At 47.7% G+C, this 13,832-nt stretch carries 12 protein-coding genes and 2 CRISPR repeat arrays; of the genes, 5 read left to right on the top strand and 7 right to left on the bottom strand.

Features of this window, described 5'->3' with window-relative positions; translation table 11 throughout:
• Positions 1-748 precede the first annotated feature (748 nt).
• Both LOS79_RS18910 and LOS79_RS18905 read left to right on the top strand, forming a co-directional pair.
• The gene (locus tag LOS79_RS18910; RefSeq protein WP_315411602.1) at positions 749-1,663 is read left to right on the top strand and encodes a GNAT family N-acetyltransferase; all 915 of its coding nucleotides are present in this window, start codon (positions 749-751) and stop codon (positions 1,661-1,663) included.
• A gap of 174 nt (positions 1,664-1,837) precedes the next feature.
• Positions 1,838-2,572, top strand: a complete 735-nt coding sequence (locus LOS79_RS18905; RefSeq protein WP_315411601.1) for a hypothetical protein — start codon at positions 1,838-1,840, stop codon at positions 2,570-2,572.
• A 128-nt stretch (positions 2,573-2,700) separates the two neighbouring features.
• Here LOS79_RS18905 and LOS79_RS18900 read toward each other — a convergent pair whose 3' ends face one another.
• From LOS79_RS18900 to LOS79_RS18890, 3 genes are all read right to left on the bottom strand, one after another.
• Positions 2,701-3,669, bottom strand: coding sequence for an S-layer homology domain-containing protein (locus LOS79_RS18900; RefSeq protein ID WP_315411600.1), 969 nt, complete (start codon positions 3,667-3,669; stop codon positions 2,701-2,703).
• 152 nt (positions 3,670-3,821) lie between these two features.
• Complete coding sequence (locus LOS79_RS18895) at positions 3,822-4,277, bottom strand: GNAT family N-acetyltransferase (protein WP_315411599.1); 456 nt, start codon at positions 4,275-4,277, stop codon at positions 3,822-3,824.
• A gap of 94 nt (positions 4,278-4,371) precedes the next feature.
• The gene (locus tag LOS79_RS18890; RefSeq protein ID WP_315411598.1) at positions 4,372-4,845 is read right to left on the bottom strand and encodes a VOC family protein; all 474 of its coding nucleotides are present in this window, start codon (positions 4,843-4,845) and stop codon (positions 4,372-4,374) included.
• Positions 4,846-5,005: 160 nt separating this feature from the next.
• On the opposite strand from LOS79_RS18890, the gene LOS79_RS18885 reads away from it, so the two are divergent.
• Positions 5,006-6,988 (top strand): GTP-binding protein, encoded by a 1,983-nt coding sequence (locus LOS79_RS18885; protein WP_315411597.1) that lies wholly within the window; start codon positions 5,006-5,008, stop codon positions 6,986-6,988.
• 85 nt (positions 6,989-7,073) lie between these two features.
• Positions 7,074-7,478, top strand: a complete 405-nt coding sequence (locus tag LOS79_RS18880; RefSeq protein ID WP_315411596.1) for a hypothetical protein — start codon at positions 7,074-7,076, stop codon at positions 7,476-7,478.
• A 582-nt stretch (positions 7,479-8,060) separates the two neighbouring features.
• A CRISPR array of direct repeats spans positions 8,061-8,700; the repeat unit is 33 nt; unit sequence GTCGCACTCCGTATGGAGTGTGTGGATTGAAAT.
• A 737-nt stretch (positions 8,701-9,437) separates the two neighbouring features.
• Here the strand turns inward: LOS79_RS18880 and LOS79_RS18875 are convergent.
• The 3 genes from LOS79_RS18875 to LOS79_RS18865 are packed head-to-tail and all read right to left on the bottom strand — an operon-like array spanning position 9,438 to position 10,955.
• Positions 9,438-9,761 carry a hypothetical protein gene (locus LOS79_RS18875; RefSeq protein WP_315411595.1) on the bottom strand — a complete coding sequence of 108 codons (324 nt, stop codon included), beginning with the start codon at positions 9,759-9,761 and terminating at the stop codon, positions 9,438-9,440.
• Entirely contained in the window at positions 9,748-10,572 is an 825-nt protein-coding gene (locus tag LOS79_RS18870) for an ImmA/IrrE family metallo-endopeptidase (RefSeq protein ID WP_315411594.1), read from the bottom strand. Before LOS79_RS18870 ends, LOS79_RS18875 begins: the two co-directional genes overlap by 14 nt.
• Before the next feature lie 17 nt (positions 10,573-10,589).
• Positions 10,590-10,955 carry a hypothetical protein gene (locus tag LOS79_RS18865; protein WP_315411593.1) on the bottom strand — a complete coding sequence of 122 codons (366 nt, stop codon included), beginning with the start codon at positions 10,953-10,955 and terminating at the stop codon, positions 10,590-10,592.
• A 428-nt stretch (positions 10,956-11,383) separates the two neighbouring features.
• Positions 11,384-11,627: a CRISPR direct-repeat array (repeat unit 23 nt; unit sequence GCTGTCGCACTCCGTGTGGAGTG).
• Between the two features lie 187 nt (positions 11,628-11,814).
• On the opposite strand from LOS79_RS18865, the gene LOS79_RS18860 reads away from it, so the two are divergent.
• On the top strand, positions 11,815-12,258 hold the full coding sequence (locus LOS79_RS18860; RefSeq protein ID WP_315411592.1) for an aminoacyl-tRNA deacylase: 444 nt from the start codon (positions 11,815-11,817) through the stop codon (positions 12,256-12,258).
• Between the two features lie 179 nt (positions 12,259-12,437).
• Here the strand turns inward: LOS79_RS18860 and LOS79_RS18855 are convergent, their stop codons facing one another.
• A complete protein-coding gene (locus LOS79_RS18855; RefSeq protein WP_315411591.1) occupies positions 12,438-13,436 on the bottom strand; it encodes an S-layer homology domain-containing protein in 999 nt (332 codons plus the stop codon).
• Positions 13,437-13,832 lie beyond the last annotated feature (396 nt).

Genomic DNA, 13,832 nt, shown 5'->3' with positions numbered 1-13,832 from the left:
CAGCAGTACTGAGCATTAATGAACATTACTGCTGCCAGATGCTGGGATTCGATGATCTGAACAAACTAGGTTTTGGCGTTACGGTGGATGTTGCACTGCACTGAACACTGAACATTACTGCGCCAATACCGTGGATACAGTGGTCTGAACAAACTATGCTTTGACGTCTCTGCGGACGTAGTACCTAACATTACTGCTGCCGATACCGGGGACAGACTCTAATCAACCGGCACCCAACATCCAACACTGGCCTCCAGCACTCGCACCTCTGTCCCGGCATCCGCTGCTGCGGTTACGGACACAGCGGACCTTATTTTGCGGAAAGCGGGGTTTCAGCTTCAGTTGAGGACACAGGAGCCCTTATTTCATGCATTGCGGCCTTCAATTAAGCTGAATGGGCATAATAACGTCTCCTGAGTCCGTAAGGGAAGAAAACACGGACTTTTCTGCAAAATAACGGCTCTGGTGTCCGCAAGGGTCATACGGTGTAACCAGCAAACCCACCAAACCCACCAAACCCAGCAAAACGGCTGCGCGTCCTCGACCAAGGACGGCGCAGCCGTTTTTTTCAGCAGAAGCCAGAATGGTGTACCAAGGGTAAATAGGGAGTAAAGAGAACGCGATGAGAGTAGGGTCCCAGCTTTATTTTGACTCCGGTAGAGAATAGTTATAGCCATTAATGGTCTGCTGTAGCTGCGACTTATGATGTTATGCTGGGGGAAACTGGAGACAAGGTGGCAGAGTGTGAATGCAGAATAGAATCATCCGCAGGTTTGAGCAGAGTGATATGGCGGCGCTTGGAGCGATGTATGCTGTGGTATCGGCGCAGGAGAATGTGCTTTTTTGGTGGGTTGGTGAGGAGAGCAACTGGGAGAATGTAATCTGTGCTTTTGAAGGAGATACTATGGTGGCCAAGGGCCAGCTGGGTATTTTCAACGTGGTGCCTCCGGGACGCCTTCCGGGGAGCAAGCATAAAATTTTTGTGAACCTTAAGACATTACCGGAACGAGCGAATGACATTGAGCTGCTGGATAGTGTCTACGCCCCGCTGCTGGAACGGGCACAGACCTTGAAGTCTATACTGCCGCAGGAGTATGGCACCATTCTCTGTACGGGGAATAATGCAGCGGAGGTGAGCAGTCACGTTTATTTTGAGCAGCATCTCGGTTTCCTGCCGCATAGCCGGATGTACATGCTCCGCCGGGATTTGAACGAACCTATGCCCGTGCATCACCTGGAAGAGGGGCTGGAACTCACGTTTGCTCAGCTCGATTCGCCGGAGGAACGGCTGGCCTATCTGGAGCTGGATACGGAGATCTGGCCGGATACAGCGCTCGGAATGGAGCGTTTGCTGGAGCATCAGGAGCATTCCCTCTGGACCTCAATCGTTGTGCGCGATGCAGGCGTGGTAGCCGGCAGTCTCATGGTATGGAAGGAAGAGCACGGCGGCATTATTGAAGATGTGTTCGTCCGGGAACCCTGGAGACGGCGCGGAATTGCCAAGGCTCTGCTGGCCCGGGCCCTGCAGTATCTGAAGGAGCATAGACTGGAACAGGCCCAGCTTATCGCTATGGCTACCAATGACTCGGCGTTATCCCTGTATGAATCGGTGGGTTTTGAAAAAGGCCAGCAGGAGATCAGATATTACACGGAGCTCGGTTAACAGATAGAGTAGCGCCAGCCGCCTGATATCCTGACGTTCCTGAGATTGTGGCAGTCCCCACCGTCCTCGGTAATTCCTTCATACTCTGTGCTACTCCGAAGACACACGCCTTGCAACTAATCCCAGCGGGTCAGCGTCTACAAAAGTAAGATTGGCAGCATGAGGAGGGATATCATGATTAAGGTAAAAGCTGTCGGATTCACCGCAGCAACCGCTCTAATGCTCGCATTGGCAGCCTGTAATTCAGCGCCGGATGCATCGCCTGCAGCAACGGCAGCACCTGCGCCGACTGAGCAGGCACCGTCAGGCTCGCCGGCCCCGGCTGCGACGATTGCCCCTAGTCCTGAGGCTACACCTGAGCCCCAGGCAACGGAAGATCCCGGAGCACCGGAGGAAGGGACACCTCGGGCTGCACTGGAAGCAGCAGCTACTGTAGTGAAGGCGCTGAAGAACGGGAATATGGAGACGCTCGCCGCCTGGGCGCACAAGGACAGAGGCGTACGCTTTTCCCCATATGCTTATGTCCAGACGGAAAGGGATATCGTATTAAGCCGGGATGAGCTGGCTGGTGCGATGAAAGATCCGCTGAAGCGTAACTGGGGCGAGTCAGCCGGTTCAGGTGAGAGCATGACGTTAACCTTTGCAGACTATTATAAGCAGTATGTGTATGATGTGGATTTTGCCGGCCTGGCCGAAATCTTGCTGAACGAAAGCACCAGCCACGGAACGACGATCAACAACGTCAACGAGGTGTACCCTAAGGCGACCCATGATTACGTCGAATATTACATCAAGGGGATCGACCCTGCGGCAGAGGGGATGGATTGGCGGAGCCTGCGTCTTGTTTTTGAAAAAAACGGCCAGGATCCTATTCTCGTAGCAATCATCCATGACCAGTGGACACCTTAGTGCGAAACTGCCACCGTATTCGGTATACAAAACTTTAAAAGCCGCATCCCCTTGGAAATCCAATGGAGATGCGGCTTTATTACTGCCGGAGAATCATTTCCTGCTGCCCGGCTGCAGCACTTGCACCATTACTTGCCTGCGGAAGATGAAGCCGAGGAAGCCGGGCTGTTCACGGACTTGGCTGTTGCCGTATATCCATCAGGCAGATAAGTATCCGCAGAAGCGGAGGAGATCACTTGCAGGTTCATCGAGCCTGCCGACGGCGGAGTTACTTTGAAATAGATGACAGCTGTCTTGTTCGCACCGAATTCAATACGTTCAATGGCCAGGCCGTAACCCGGGTTAGGCAGATTGTCGACCGTTACGGTTGCTTTGTTCACACCTTCACCGGCCTTGGTCAGCGTTACTGCCGACTCATACTCATAGGCTGGAGCCGTTGTGCTGTTGTCTGGAGTGATTACTTCTTTGGCAAATTTAGCTGCGTCATAGATCAAGACTGCGGCTTCCGCACGGGTCACCGGATCATAAGGACGGAAGGTGTTATTCTTCTCCAGCGTGAGCAGCCGGGTGTTGAAAAGAATCTGCAGACTGTTCATCTCAGCCGTAGTCAGCTTGCCGCCATCTGTAATCTCCGCGTACATCAGCGTTACCGGGAAATTCCCTTTGCTCTGCAGCGCCTGAGTCAGCAAATGAGCGAACTGGATGCGCGTCATGGCTGCGTTTGGATCAATCGTTTTGTCCAGCGCTAGTCCGCTTTGCTTGGCAGTCAGGAAGGCGGATGCGTACCAGGCGGAATCTTTTACTTTGTCAAAATGGTCACTCGCCTTGCTGCCGTCCTTCACCGGAGCGAGCTTAAGGCCGCTGACGATGAACTGCAGGCCCTGCGCATAAGTCAGTTTGGATTTCGGGGCGAACTTATCACTGGTAATTCCATTAATGATGCCGTTTTGATGAAGTGCGTTGATTTTCGTTTCGGCCGCATGGCCCTTCAAGTCTGAAAAAGCAGAAGCCGATGCTCCGAATGATACGGTTGCCGCCAGAATGCTGCACGCTAGAGTGATTTTTGTAGCGCGCTTCTGGAAAGTTGTCTTCTTCATTGTGCCTCACCTCTTGTACTCTTAGATGGCAAAAGCGGCGAAAAGGTTGCAGGTGAATTAAATTTAAATTGAAGGGGGAGGAAACGTTTCCCGTTAGAGCTTAATCACTTACAAGCATTAATCAATAAAATGCCTGTAGTACAAGACCATATTTATTCTATAGCATCATGCTCATAGATTTTGGTGGGGCGTCCCCACGCGAAATTATCCAAACCGATTTCTCTGAATCCATATTTCTCATAATAGAGAATATGGTCGGTTGTTAAATAAACCTTCGCATATCCCAATTGCCCCGCCATTTTTCTGGCATGCTCCAGCAGTACGGAGCCTAAACCTCGCCCTCTCTCATTCTCATCAATGAACAAAGGTGAAATCCATGGCGATAAGTCTTTTCGGCTTATGTATTCCTGCTCAATCAGCTGATAAAATCCTATTATTTTTCCGTTTTTCAAGAGTAGGAATGTAAAGGGCAAACCAGCTTCAGCCGATAAACTTTCGTCAATTTTAGGGAGGACTACCTTCGTTACCTTCGGCCATTTTTCTTTAACATATTCAGCAAATTCGTTACGACGCTCTGGACACTCTAATAAAGATTTAATAACCTGCACTAGGTCCACTCCTTCAAGAAAGTGCCTTCAGATTACACCCTTAAGTTAACTGCGGGAAGGGGAAGTTTATTTAAAATGAAACTATACTGTTCGTTCATCTATCCTTAGATCTTAATGTTTTTGTCACATCTTCTTCAGTGTAACCCGTCTTATTGGCTATCATTGATTCTGACATGCCTGATTTGTACATATTAACGAGAACAGTATCCATATCTTCTGCTATCTCTACGATATGCTTATCATAATCATAGAAACGAAAAACCAACTGTCCCCAGGGCTGCTCCTGAATATCATGCAATAGCTCGAACCCATTAGCGATAATCTTATCTCTTAATGAATGAATATCATCAAATTCAAAATAAACAGCTAAATTTTGTGCTTTAAATACAATATCATTACTATTAATTAATTCTGCAAAAAGGGATTTTGCATAAAGTGCAAAGCCGCCTGAAAATCCCAGATTGTATATACCAAAATCAGCTTCTACTTTGCAGCCAAGTATATCTTCATACAACATTCTTGATCGCACTACATCTTCAACTACCAAAATTGTTGATTTGAATCCCATAAAAGGCGCCTCCCAATTCTCAAGTTCATACTATATTCTGTAAAAGTCATTAATTTCCTCCATCCCATCAACCCCGTATCCGCGCACCCGCTGCTCTTGATATAATAATAGATGGACCTATGGCATTGAGAAATTACAGGCTAATGACAGGAGAACATAGATGAATGAGCAGGGGATTGAACGGATTAATGTCGGGATATTTGCGCATGTGGATGCGGGAAAGACGACTACAACAGAGCATATGCTCTATGAAAGCGGCAGGATCAAGGCGCTGGGCAGCGTGGACAGCGGAACGGCAATGACCGATTCGATGGAGGTGGAGCGGCAGCGGGGGATCTCGGTGCGTGCGGCGCTGGCTTCTTTTGCGTGGCGTGGAGTGCAGATCAACCTGGTCGATACCCCGGGGCATGTCGATTTCCTGTCCGAGGTGGAGCGGAGCCTAAGGGTCATGGACTGTGCGGTGCTGATTCTGTCGGCGGTGGAGGGGGTGCAGGCACAGAGTGAGATGATTTGGGGTGCGCTGCGTAAGCTGGGGATTCCGACCCTGATTTTTGTGAATAAAATGGACCGGATCGGCGCTGATCCAGCCGCTGTACTGGCGCAGGCGCGGACTTATCTGTCGGAGGATATCCTGCCCGTGCAGCAGCCGCTGTATAAGGAACTGGAATTTATCGGCGCAGCTGATTTGTGGGACGAGGCCGGAGAGGCGGCGGATGAGGCGCGTACGGAGCTGCTGGAAGCGCTTGCTGAGAGAGATGAGGAGCTGCTGGAGCTGTACATGTCGGAGGGTGCAGTAGATCTGATGCGCTGGAAAAGAGAGCTGGCCGCTCGGACGGCCGCAGGAAAGATCTATCCGCTGGTGTATGGCGTAGCGGCGAAGGGACTTGGCGTTACTGCGCTGCTGGATGCGATGGTCCAGTATTTTCCCCGGGCGGGAGGGGATGCGGAGCAGCCGGTGTCCGGCATCGTGTACAACATTCAGCGGGATAAAAATATGGGGCGCATGGCATACGTACGCCTCTATGAAGGGACCATCCGCAACCGCGATACCGTGATGAATTACACGCAGGAGGTGCAGGCCAAAGTAACGCAGATCCGCAAGGTTGAAGGCGGCCGTACTGAAGATGTCGGAGCGCTCGAAGCGGGAGATATCGCCGTGGTATACGGGCTGTCCGGTGTGCGAATCGGGGATGTGCTGGGCCAGCCGGATGCCATTCCGCAAGAGGCGAAGCTGGCTGTGCCGCTGCTGACTGTGCGGGTATTCTGGGGAGCGGATACGGACGAACATAAGGTGATTGCTGCCTTCCAGGAGCTGGCCGATGAAGACCCGCTGCTGGATACGCAGTGGCTGCAGGAGGAGCGGGAGCTGCACATTAAGGTGATGGGGCCGATTCAGCTGGAGATTCTGGATAGTGTGCTGGAGGAGCGTTTCGGGCTAAAAGTGACCTTTGGGCAGCCATCGGTTATCTACCGGGAGACGCCGAGCAGCACGGGGGAGGGTTATGTCGCTTATCTGATGCCGAAGCCGTGCTGGGCGATTCTGCGTTTCCGGATTGAGCCGGGCCCGCCGGGGAGCGGCCTTGTCTATGAATCGCTGGTGCGCAGCTCCGATCTGCTGCCGCAATACCAGAACGAGACGGCCCGCCGTGTGCCGGAGGCGTTGCAGCAGGGGCTAAGCGGCTGGGAGGTCACCGACCTGAAAGTGACGCTGGTGGAGGGGAACCACCATGTGTGGCATACGCACCCGCTGGATTTTGCCGTGGCTACGCCTATGGCCATCATGGACGGGCTGGCCCATACCGGCACCAGCCTGCTGGAGCCGATCCTGCAAGTGCGCATCGTCGTGCCCGAGGAGAACGGCGGCCGCGTGATGAACGACCTCGTGCAGATGCGCGGCACGTTCGAGCCGCCGGTGCTGCAAGGGGAGCGGATGATCATTGAGGGCCGGTTGCCGCTGGCTACCTCACTCGATTATCCCGTGAGCCTAAGCTCCTATACGAAGGGACGGAGCACGTTCACTTCCTTTTTCGCCGGCTACGAGCCTTGCCCACCGGATGTTACCGCCGAGCGCACCCGCCGGGGCGTGAACCCGCTGGATCAGGCGCGGTATATTTTGAGTGTGCGGAAGGCTTTGCAGGGGTAAGGGGATTTGGCGTAGCAGCAGGCAGGATGGGGGAAAGTCCGGCATAATATAAAGAGTGAAGCAGCAAGGGAGAGGAGTAGGCCTCATGTTTAGAAGACTGAAGCAGCGAATGGATAATGCGAACGAAATGAACAAAATGCGCAAACAGAATCCCGAGGAGATACAACGGGCACTGGAGAAGTATAGAAGTAAAGGGCAAACCCTTCCGCCGGCGGAATCCGGACCAGTGATCCTTGTTGCCCGCTTGTTATTGTATTTGCTGACCGTGCTCATTCTGCTGGTCATTTTCATCGGTGTTCCTCTGGCAGATAACCCTATATTCTCATTGTTTAGCTTCGGTCTGCTGCTGTCGCTCCTATATATGGCAGCCAGTCTGGCCCATCCCGCCATCGTATTTTTCCGGAAAAAACGTTCCAGACTATTTGCGCTTGAGCTGTTTGGGCTGATAAGCTGTGTGTTTCTTTTTCTGTTGGCGGTTTTTCATACTTAGCCATGAATATTTGATTGTGGAAAAATGCATTAAAGTAAATCCGGTTAAAGTTTAGTAATACTATGAACTTTGTTTTGCGGGTTAAGAGTAAGGGTACGTTAAAAGCGGGCTGGGCTTCGGGGGAAGAGAGCATGAATAGTTCCTATTGTATTTTGTACAATGGATAGTAATAAAATCAGGCAGAAATTAGAATCTATTGCACTTCATACATTAGATTTGCAGGTTTATGCTCATATAACTGAAAACAATTGTACGAAATACATTAGAATAGATTTTTCGGCCGTTCTTTAAGCATTCTATTGTACATAATGCAATTACTCTATTTTCTGGGGCACTTCATCTAGGAAATTAATAACACTTGTAGAATAAAGAATCATGGGGTTATTGAGGGCAAGTATGAGGTGCGAATAGCAAGCTCACATGAAATCCACGGGTCCTTCGCACCTCAGAATTTGTCGAAACCACCTGGAATTGAGAATACTGAAGAAAGGTCAATGGCAGATTGATACTTAGTTTAGTATTGTTTTGGGGGAAGTGCAGTGAATTGTTGCGGGAACAGCATAGATTGTGCTGGTTTTCGCTGTCGCACTCCGTATGGAGTGTGTGGATTGAAATCTCCTTGTCGGCCATGTTCCCGCACGCGTATGTGTCGCACTCCGTATGGAGTGTGTGGATTGAAATTCCTCATATCGCTATTAACCATGACGACGATGCAATCGTCGCACTCCGTATGGAGTGTGTGGATTGAAATTTAATCGAGCTGATGGTACTGTTCTTGAGACTTTGTCGCACTCCGTATGGAGTGTGTGGATTGAAATAGTCACCGGCAGCCGTTCAGCCAGGAGGATCTGGAGGTCGCACTCCGTATGGAGTGTGTGGATTGAAATAGCCGTCCGGCATCAACGCGAGATTGAGGATATCGTCGCACTCCGTATGGAGTGTGTGGATTGAAATTTCAGGGGCATCTCCGCCATAGATATAAAACACGTCGCACTTCGTATGGAGCGTGTGGATTGAAATTGGCGAGCATCGTAATTGCTCCAGACGAACATATCGTCGCACTCCTTGTGGAGTGGGTGGATTGAAATATCACAGGCATATGCCAAATTTGAAAGAATTACGTCGCACTCCGTATGGAGTGCGTGGATTGAAATTTGTTGGCTCTAAAATCATTAATGTTGGTGCTGTCGTTGCACTCCACACGGAGTGTATGGAGTGAAATTTTAAATGCGTAGGCGCACAGCCAAGCATTTGGTGTAGCGCTCCCTATGGAGTGCGGCGGAGTGGAAATCATAAGTCCGTCCGCATATTCCGAACATTAACACCATCTGCAGAAATGTTTATCGAATAACTGCTTTTTCCCGGGGGGCTTGGCACTATTCTTCAAACTCTCAGGAACAGAGGCGGGGAGAGTCTGACTTAACAATAAGCTAGTCCACTTTTCTAAAAAATAATATTATACCGGTGATGCTTCCTGCACATTTCCTCAAAATAAGGCGTAGGGACCAAATGCCGGTGGAGGGCAGTGGTTCCGTCGGCGAACAATTCTACATAAGTTGAAGAGCTGGAATTAGGACGAAGAGCGGAGACTTGATGTGGTTGGATAATTCCTTCTTTAACAGCGGTAAACATGGATACATCTTTACTGAAATATGAAATGGATGGTGAAATTGGTATTCCTAGTTCTAGAGGAGCCTTGTTTGCTTCTTGTACAATTCTGTTCTTAATATTAATGATACCGAGGTCACTTGAGGCGATAGCTATGTTTGAAATCTGTATGGGATAATGGGAGAGTAATGAGAAGCATAACGTCAGGACAGAGACTTCCCCCGCATTCTTTTTCGTAACCATAGCCTGCATTTCGCGAGTGAAGAATCCATTTTCATAATATTGATCGATCCAGTCATCAGGGAAATCCTCGGCGCCAATTCCTTTATACTGGTTAAAAAACCTTTGGGATTATTCGTTGGGCGCAGCTATTCGAAATAGCTCCATCAACTTTTTATCGCTGTACCCTAACATGGGTAAGTAGTCATTCACTTCATCGACGATAAAATAAGGCCGAGGAAGAGAAGCGATATAACTGACTTTTCCGGGATGATGAGCATACTCTGCATGAACCCAGCCAGGAATAAGAACGATATCGAAACGATTAAAAATGAACGAGTGTGGAAGTAAGTCTGCGTTCTGATAAAAAAATTGGATGTTCCCGGTATCCAAAATCAGTATTTTCAGATTGTTCGCTGTACGCATACGTTGTTCAAGATCGCTATAACTCCCCATTCCAATGCTCCTTTAACTCCTTCTGAACATCGCTGTATTTCCTGGCCCATTTCTCTACTACTCTCCAATTATCCTGGTACAATTCCACATCCGGGTGCGCTTCAATCTGTTCTTTAATTGCAACTACAATGGGGCTTAGGTTTGCTACTAGTGATGGCTTGATTAGTGAATCATCTAGTGCGTATTCATGGAAAATCGCTGACCACTCTGCCGCCGACAAATGTTTATCGAAATAAAGTCTGATTTGTTCTTGGAGTTGACTGTTTTGGTTCTTTTTTGCGATCTGATATAGTTGAATTAGCACGGCTTTGTATGGAGCTTTAAAGGATTTCATGCAATGGGCCACATTAACCAGGAAATCATTATGTTTGTGTGAGAGATAATATTCATACAAATCATGACGACCAAAAATCATTTGGCTGGCAAAATAATCAGCTTTTCGCTCATTCAAATCAAATTCAGTTGAAATCTCGTAATCTTCAGGATGGCTGTCCATTTCTTCATGTTCAGTTAAGTGGTATATTTCATGCCAATATATAAAATATTGATACAATCGTGGTTGTGCGGTATTGATGATCGGGACGGCTATTCCATTGGCGAACTTCCGGATAGCTCCACCCCAATTCTCATCCGGTATAGGGATCTCAATAAGGTTGTATTCTTTTAGAATCTCGTAAGCCCGTTCTTCAAGAGGTAGAGATCTCCATTTAATTAAACGCTTTTCGATATAGGCTATATGCTCCTCAACTTGCCGCTCAATCTTCAAATTCAATTCCACGGTCTCATCTAAGTTTTCGCTGGTAATCCGCATGTTATATGGACATCTCCTTACTTTATATACAATGAATAAATGTCTAATACGTTATCTAATCCATCCAATAGTTCCTTGACTACAGGATTTTTCGCTGTGCCAGCACTATGATCCGAGTATGCATAGGCTGCAGGGGCTGGGGTTAAGGTAATTCGAGCAGTAATGAAGTAATCCTCTGGTAAATCAAAGGCAAGATTGATCTTTGTAATCTGCGAATTGTATTGTTTAGGGTTAGGACTTTCACCTTTAATAATTTGATCAATGGTAGGACGGGAGATATCTGCTTGTTTGGACAAAGATAATTTGGAGTAACCTTTCAGGCGCAGAAAGTTCACCAGGTTTTTGGAAATCGTCTCCCGATGCTCGAAAAAATTTATGCTCATGTTTTACACCTCATTTTCTGTTCTATACTTATTATTATAGAGTAATCACTGTGCATTGCGAAAAATATTTTTACAATTTGTAAATTTATAAATTAGTATTTGTGGAAATGTTGTGAAATATACCTCGCTCCTAGTTCTGCGATTCCCGCACTATGTGGACAGTTTTAATACCCAGAAACGTGCAGGTTAGAGGAAACGAATTACTTTTGCAGAATATAAATTCATTGGAGTTCTATGGTAGCCCGGCACTGGTGCGAATCCTAAGCTCCCATGAAATCCCTGGTTCCTTCGCATCTCAGAATTTGTCGAAACTCTAAGAAATAGATAGTATCCATAGAAAGTCAATGGTTAATCGATGCTTTTTGTATTACTCTTTTATGGAATTGTATTGAATTGATATGGGGACAGGATGATTTAGGCTTATTTCCGCTGTCGCACTCCGTGTGGAGTGCGTGGATTGAAATATCGACGCTCAACGCGCGGATCTGGAGGCTAGGCTGTCGCACTCCGTGTGGAGTGTGTGGATTAAAATTTCTGACAATGTATTGATATCCAAAACTGTGAGCTGTCGCACTCCGTGTGGAGTGTGTGGATTGAAATATGTTGACGATGCTGTACCAATCGGTGGTGTCCTCAGTCGCACTTCTTATAAAGTGCGTGGATTGAAATTCCTGTGGGTCATTCTCTGGATCAGTGTAGTTCCAGTCGCACTCAGTAGGAGTGCATGTATTCCAAGCCGGCAAAGAACTACGAGCAAGAACAGTGGTGTTAGGTGCATGGGAAAAAGCGAATTTCACGAAGGTCCAACTTTTAAAAACATCATAGCCATTTCAACTATTTGAAAGGAGTACACCTATTTATGAATAATCTAAAATCGATTTTGCAAGAAAAAGAGGTGCAATATGAGATTATTCATCATGAAAAACAGATTCGTACAGCCCAGGAAGGCGCAGATTATTTTGGAATTGAAATAGGTCAAACAGCACCTACGTTAATTCTCAAGTCAGAAAAAGGATATTTTGCAATGATTGTTTCTGGAAATCGTGGGCGTGTAAATTTAGAAGAAGTGACAGGCCTTTTAGCATGCAACCAGTTGAAAATGGCAACCCCAAAAGAAGTACAGCAAATAACCGGATATACTGTTGGTAGTGTCCCCTTAGTGCTTTCTTTGCCTTGTATCGTAGATAGGGGGCTTTTTCATTATCCATTTGTTTACGGAGGTACGGGAGAACCAGCATCGACATTGAAAATTGCCCCAAATGATTTAAAAAAACTAAATCAAATTGTCGCTTTTTGGGATTGAGTGAACGAAACTCATCTTCCGCTAACTTGATACTTTAATCAACTAATAAGTATTAAAAAGAAGCAGCCTCCCGGGAGACTGCTTCTTCTTTGTTACAAGTCCTGCTCAGCTTCCTATTCTATAATTAGCGCTATACAGGGTATGATCATTTCATGTTCACTTACTATCTGCGGCTAAAATTACTGAATATCGGTTGCCGGCTGCAGCCACCGCGAACCCATTACAGGCTCTGCTGTAGCAGTGTAGCCTTCCGGCAGATAAGTTACCACTGTCCCTTTGGTAATAACCTGCGGATACATCATATCCGGGTCGGGCAGGGTCACTTTGAAGTAGATCACTGCTTTGCTTCCGCTGGTGAAATCGATCCGCTCTACCGCCAGGCCGTAGCCGGGGTTAGGCAGATTGTCGACGGTGATCGTAGCTTTATTGACGCCTTCAGCCACTTTTTCCAGGACTACATCCGAAATGTAGTTATTGGCCGGAACCGGCTCCGGCTCAGAAGGTTCAATTCCTGTATCGTTCTGGTTGATTACCCGCGCCGCAAACTCAGCGGCATCATGTACCATAACAGCAGCTTCGGAGCGGGTGATGATGTCTGCCGGACGGAATTTTCCGTTATCCAGCGTAATAATTTTTGTATTCAGCAAGATCTGCATACTGTTCATGACCTCTGAAGAGAGCTTATCGCCGTCTTCGACCATTACATACATTTTGGTAACCGGAAAATCACCCTTGCTCTGCAAGGCTTCCGTCAGCAGATGTGCAAACTCTGCACGGGTCATCGCTGCATTAGGATCAGCGTTTTTCGCCAGGGTCAAGCCGCTCTGCTTGGCAGTGAGAAATGAGGAAGCGTACCAGGCATTATCTTTTACATTATCAAAAAAACTGCTGGCGGATGAAGAGCTGCTGCCCGTATCCGTCTGGGGTGCAAGCGCCAGTCCTTTGACGAGGAATTGAACCCCTTGCGCAAGGGTTACTTTAGCATTCGGAGCGAACAGATCGCTTGTTATTCCGTTGATCACACCTGCATTATGCAATGCATTGATTTTGGTTTCGGCAGGGTTGCCGCTCAGATCGGAGAAGGCAAAAGCAGATGCCCCGAAGGATAAGCTGGCAGCCAGGATTCCGCACGCGATGCTCATTTTTTGCGCGCGCTTCATTAGGTTAGTTGGTTTCATTGTGCATCACCTCTATCTATTAAGATGGCTTTTGGGTGAGAAATGTTGCACTTGGCGGAGAAAAAAATCCACTATTACAAAATAGGGAGAAATCTGTATTAGACCAAATGCAAATTAAAATATTGCTTATAAAAGTTATAGAAGAATCATATGGGTTGACTTGGTGAGTATTTGTAAATGGCCTATCCGTTAGGGTCGCACTCCGTATGGAGTGTGTGGATTGAAATAAAATTAAATTTGAATCCCCACCCAATTTTGTAGTCCCACTCCGTATGGAGTGCGTGAATTGAAATGAAATTGACGATACTGACGGAGCTACCCGACATCTTTGCACTCCGTGGTCGCTGGTCGCACACTTTGCAAAGTCTGTAGCTAAAATATAGGCTATAAAACCTA

The organism is Paenibacillus sp. MMS20-IR301 (assembly GCF_032302195.1).
In the GTDB taxonomy this organism is placed as follows: domain Bacteria; phylum Bacillota; class Bacilli; order Paenibacillales; family Paenibacillaceae; genus Paenibacillus_AQ.
The sequence above is the reverse complement of the archived record's forward strand: the minus strand, read 5'-3'. Positions and strand labels throughout refer to the sequence as shown.